The sequence below is a fragment of the Zhongshania marina genome, assembly GCF_002915595.1.
Lineage (GTDB): Bacteria > Pseudomonadota > Gammaproteobacteria > Pseudomonadales > Spongiibacteraceae > Spongiibacter > Spongiibacter marinus_B.
On the sequence record NZ_PQGG01000004.1, the window covers coordinates 1 to 4,910 of the forward strand.

The 4,910-nt window shown below is 49.1% G+C and carries 5 protein-coding genes and 4 tRNA genes; 8 read left to right on the plus strand and 1 reads right to left on the minus strand.

Annotated elements, in window-relative coordinates; translation table 11 throughout:
* Positions 1 to 171: 171 nt before the first annotated feature.
* Positions 172 to 507, minus strand: a complete 336-nt coding sequence (locus tag C0068_RS01260; RefSeq protein WP_103682688.1) for a hypothetical protein — start codon at positions 505 to 507, stop codon at positions 172 to 174.
* 216 nt (positions 508 to 723) lie between these two features.
* Here C0068_RS01260 and birA point away from each other — a divergent pair, with 216 nt between their 5' ends.
* The 8 genes from birA to tuf all read left to right on the plus strand — a co-directional run.
* Positions 724 to 1,683 (plus strand): bifunctional biotin--[acetyl-CoA-carboxylase] ligase/biotin operon repressor BirA, encoded by a 960-nt coding sequence (gene birA, locus C0068_RS01265; RefSeq protein ID WP_103682692.1) that lies wholly within the window; start codon positions 724 to 726, stop codon positions 1,681 to 1,683.
* A 1-nt stretch (position 1,684) separates the two neighbouring features.
* Complete coding sequence (locus C0068_RS01270) at positions 1,685 to 2,422, plus strand: type III pantothenate kinase (RefSeq protein WP_158249891.1); 738 nt, start codon at positions 1,685 to 1,687, stop codon at positions 2,420 to 2,422.
* A gap of 14 nt (positions 2,423 to 2,436) precedes the next feature.
* On the plus strand, positions 2,437 to 3,120 hold the full coding sequence (locus C0068_RS01275; RefSeq protein WP_103682690.1) for an SPOR domain-containing protein: 684 nt from the start codon (positions 2,437 to 2,439) through the stop codon (positions 3,118 to 3,120).
* A gap of 36 nt (positions 3,121 to 3,156) precedes the next feature.
* Positions 3,157 to 3,232 (plus strand) — tRNA-Thr (locus C0068_RS01280).
* A 93-nt stretch (positions 3,233 to 3,325) separates the two neighbouring features.
* A tRNA-Tyr gene (locus C0068_RS01285) sits at positions 3,326 to 3,409 on the plus strand.
* Between the two features lie 35 nt (positions 3,410 to 3,444).
* Positions 3,445 to 3,518 (plus strand) — tRNA-Gly (locus C0068_RS01290).
* 32 nt (positions 3,519 to 3,550) lie between these two features.
* Positions 3,551 to 3,626, plus strand: a tRNA-Thr gene (locus tag C0068_RS01295).
* A 103-nt stretch (positions 3,627 to 3,729) separates the two neighbouring features.
* Positions 3,730 to 4,910 (plus strand): elongation factor Tu (gene tuf / locus C0068_RS01300; RefSeq protein ID WP_103682691.1); only part of this gene is annotated, 1,181 nt, incomplete at its 3' end.

A 4,910-nucleotide genomic window follows, 5' to 3' on the forward strand; every position in this document is an offset into this window, starting at 1 on the left:
GTTCTGCGTTCTGCGTTCTGCGTTCTGCGTTCTGCGTTCTGCGTTCTGCGTTCTGCGTTCTGAGTTCTGCGTTCTGAGTTCTGCGTTCTGCGAGGACTGTCCCCCACAAGCAAAAACGCCCCAGCTAAAATATTTAGCTGGGGCGCTTGAAGATGTAATTTTCCAGTTAAATCAGGTGTCTAGCTGGCGAACATCAATATTTTTAACGGACGAGTTACGTTTAATAATTTCTACAACGCGGTAAATCATCGTTACTTCGTCCACTCTGCCTGAAATAGCGACGCTTCCATTTCGGCTAGTCAGTTCTAATTGGCCAGAAAGCTTGCCGTCTGTCTGTATTTGCTTGATTAATTCACTCACTAAGCGCTGGTCTTCATTTGATTGAGGGCCGATATAGGAGCTGGCTTGTACATATAGGGCATTTGTATCGTGGCTTTGGTTGGCGAATGTAATACCACTGCTAAGAAGGGCGATGGCGGCTGCGATGCCGATTTTTTTGAGCTTCATAATTACTACTCCTGTATCCATTATATGGTGGAGGGCGCTACGCAGGTATTTGCGTGAGCTTGGTGTTAATACGAGTATTTCTTAAGAATGGATTTATCGTCTATTTTTCTAAAGGTAGAAGTGGCTAGGAATTTGTCAAATTCCCCAGTACCGCCAAGAGCGATCATATTCTGATATTATCTAGCGCTTCTAAACGGCAGTTGGGTGCGTAGCTTCGTGGAATTATTAAATATTTTGGCTGACGGTGAGTACCACTCTGGCGAAGAGATTGGTAGCCAACTTGGTGTTAGTCGGGCTGCGGTGTGGAAGCAGCTACAAAAATTAGAAAGCTTTAATTTGGAAATAGAATCGGTAAAGGGCCGTGGTTACCGATTAATAGGCGGATTGGATTTGTTGGATGGCGAAAAAATTCGCTCGCATTTAAATCCCGAAGCAGCTTTGGCTTTGGGGCAGTTCGATATATTTCCCTTAATAGATTCAACGAATAATGCCGCAGCTAATGCTATTAGAGATGGGCGTGGCTGGGGGTATAGTTGTCTTGCTGAGCAGCAAACCTCAGGGCGCGGCCGTCGTGGTCGCGAGTGGCAAAGCCCCTTCGGTCGCAATGTGTACCTGTCTCAAGTGTGGGAGTTTCAGTCCGGCGCGTCTGCCCTTGAAGGGCTTAGCTTATCCGTTGGTCTTGCCATAGTTCGCGCAGTCTCTAAATTTGGAGTGATTGGTTTGGGGCTTAAGTGGCCTAATGATGTTCTGTACGAAAATAAAAAGCTGGCTGGAATTTTGTTGGAAATGCAGGGTGATCCTGCGGGTGTTTGCCAGGTTATAGTGGGTGTAGGGCTAAATGTTGATATGAATGGCGCGGATACGGATGCTATTTCGCAACCGTGGACTGATTTGGCGCAAATCGTTGGCGCGGTGGATAGAAATAAATTGGTTGCCGAATTAATGTCTTCCCTGCATTTAGTGTACAAAGAATTTTTGGCGGGCGGGTTTGCTGTTCACCGAGATGAGTGGTCTCGACATGATGCCTTCGCAGGTCGTGATGTTAAGGTTCAATTGGGTGATACGTACATCGAAGGTGTGGTGTCAGGCTTGGATCGCAGTGGCGGCTTGGTGTTAATGACGGCTGACGGCGAGCGTGTGTTTAACGGTGGTGAAGTAAGTTTGCGGAGTGCATGACTTGGCGCTGATTTTGGAGCTAGATGTCGGAAATACAGCGATTAAATGGCGCCGTTTAAATGGGGCGGTCATTTTGGATTCTGGTCGTATTGCGAACGAACTTGAAGGCCTCAAAGAGCTTGTGGGGGCGGGGGTATGCTTGGTTCGTGTTGCGTCTGTGGCCTTTGCCGAGAGGGAGGCCGAGCTAAGGGCATTGTTAGTCGGTGCCAAAGTGAAGTACGAATTTGCAGTTTCGCAAGCGGAGTGCGCTGGCGTAAAAAACGGGTATGACGACGTGTCGCGCATGGGGGTGGATCGCTGGTTGGCAATGCTTGCAGCATACAACAGCTGCTGCGATGCGTGTGTGATTATCGATGCTGGTACGGCCTTGACTATCGATGCCGTTGGCAAGGATGGTCAACATCACGGTGGTTATATATTGCCTGGGGCTGGGTTGGCCTTGAGGGCGCTGGAGCAAAGCACTGGCAGAGTGCGATTTGGCATTGCAGAATCTGCAGACACGGGGCTGGGGAAAAACACCGATGCCTGTGTGCATAATGGTAAGTGGTTGGGTTTGGTCGGGGCGGTTAAGCTGGCCCTGTACGAAGCTGAGAAACAAATTGGTCGGCATTATAAAGTGCTTGTTACCGGTGGTGATGGCATGAATGTGAAGCAGCTTGCTGGCGAGTATGCTGAGTCGTGGCATTACAGTCGGGATTTGGTCTTGGACGGATTGGCGCTGGCGCTAGCGAAAGCGTAATCAGGGAGGGGCGGGTGCGTTGGTTTTTTGTATTATTAGTAGCGGTAAATGCGGTCTTCTTTTTGAGTGGTAAGGGCGCGATTTCGCTAGAGCAGGTGTCGTTTACACCTGAAGATAAAGGCAATATTCAATTGCTGTCTGAGCTTGGGCAGGGTGAGCAAAAGTCCCTCAGCAATGAAGCTTTGTCTAACGATGACCCTGTAACTGCTGCAGGCCCACGCGTATGTTTGTATTTGGGGCCGTATAACAATAAGGATGAAGTTCGGGCTGATGGCGAATCGTTTGAAGAGATTAAATTGTTTACTGAAAAATACGAGCGGAGTGCTGATTACTGGGTTTATTTAGGGCCTTACTCTTCATTTAATGAGGCAGCGAAAATCAGCGCAGAGTTGCGGGGTAAGCGCATAGATAACTTCATTATTCGAGGTGGTGAATTAAAGAATGCCATTTCACTTGGAGTGTTTACCACTGACGAGCGCGCGCAGAATCACGCAAAAGGCTTACTTAAGAGAGATTACAGAGTCGCTGTGAAGCGAGTTGCTAAGGAGGGCATTCGTTATTGGATGGCCTATATTGGGAGCGAGGGGGATCAATCTTATAAGGATATTGCCCGAGTGATGGCGAAAAAAGCAGATAATAACAAAAGCTTGGAGAAAAAAAGCTGCAATCTGATTGCGTCTTACCAAGAGTTAGACTAGAATGCCGGCCTCGTTTGGAAGCGACGTGGTAGCTAAGCTGGCGTAGCTCAGTTGGTAGAGCAGCTGACTTGTAATCAGCCGGTCGGGGGTTCGACTCCTCTCGCCAGCTCCACACATTTTTCTGGCGAGCCTTGTAGTAACTGTAAGTCGGTCGAAGTATGGCTGCTAACTACATGGCTCGAAAGAAAATATTCCGTTCTCTTGGGGTGGGGTTCCCGAGTGGCTAAAGGGATCAGACTGTAAATCTGACGCGCGAGCTTCGGTGGTTCGAATCCACCCCCCACCACCATTATTTGTAAGACTTGCCAGCGGATTGAAGTTTCAGCGGGTATGGTTCAATGGTAGAACCTCAGCCTTCCAAGCTGATGGTGCGGGTTCGATTCCCGCTACCCGCTCCAGTTTGGGCAGGTTAGTAAAAGAGATTTTCGGTGCTCATGTAGCTCAGTCGGTAGAGCACTTCCTTGGTAAGGAAGAGGTCACCGGTTCAAATCCGGTCATGAGCTCCATTAAAATTTGGCGACAAAAGCTGATTTGGTCAGCTTTTGTCTTTTTGTAGTGGCTTGACGAAAATAGTGACTTGACGAAAAAGTCCGCTAGGAGACTGTCGCAATGGCTAAAGAGAAATTTGAACGTAATAAGCCCCATTTGAACGTGGGCACCATTGGTCACGTTGACCATGGTAAAACCACGCTGACAGCAGCGCTGACGCGCGTATGTGCGGAAGTATATGGTGGTAAAGCGGTAGCGTTTGATGGTATCGATAACGCACCTGAAGAGCGTGAGCGCGGTATTACCATTGCGACCTCGCACGTTGAGTATGATTCATCAACTCGTCACTACGCTCACGTCGACTGCCCAGGTCACGCTGACTACGTTAAGAACATGATCACTGGTGCTGCTCAGATGGACGGCGCTATTTTGGTATGTGGCGCGACTGACGGCCCAATGCCACAAACGCGTGAGCACATCCTGCTGTCACGTCAGGTTGGCGTACCTTACATCGTTGTCTTCCTGAACAAGGCAGACCTGCTAGCTGAAGATTGCGGCGGTGTAGGCAGCGAAGAATACAATGAAATGCTTGAATTGGTAGAAATGGAGCTGCGTGAGCTGCTCGATATGTACGAATTCCCAGGCGACGACACGCCAATCATTGCTGGTTCAGCATTGATGGCATTGAACGGTCAAGATGACAACGAGCTTGGCACTACTGCTGTAGCGAAATTGGTTGAAGCTTTGGATACTTACATTCCACAGCCTGAGCGTGCGGTTGACCTGCCGTTCTTGATGCCAATCGAAGACGTATTCTCAATCTCTGGTCGCGGTACTGTTGTAACCGGCCGTATTGAGCGTGGCATTCTGCGTACTGGCGACGAGATTTCTATCGTTGGTATTCGCGACACCACCAAAACCACCTGTACTGGTGTTGAAATGTTCCGCAAGCTGCTTGACGAAGGTCGCGCTGGTGAGAACGTAGGTGTGTTGCTGCGTGGTACTAAGCGTGATGACGTAGAGCGTGGTCAAGTATTGGCTAAGCCTAGCTCAATCACTCCACACACTCGCTTCGAAGCAGAAGTGTACGTGTTGTCAAAAGAAGAAGGTGGTCGTCACACGCCATTCTTTAAAGGCTACCGTCCACAGTTCTACTTCCGTACCACAGACGTAACTGGTGCGTGTGAGCTGCCAGAAGGTACTGAAATGGTAATGCCTGGCGACAACGTGAAAATGGACGTAACCTTGATTGCGCCAATCGCGATGGAAGAAGGTTTGCGTTTTGCAATCCGCGAAGGTGG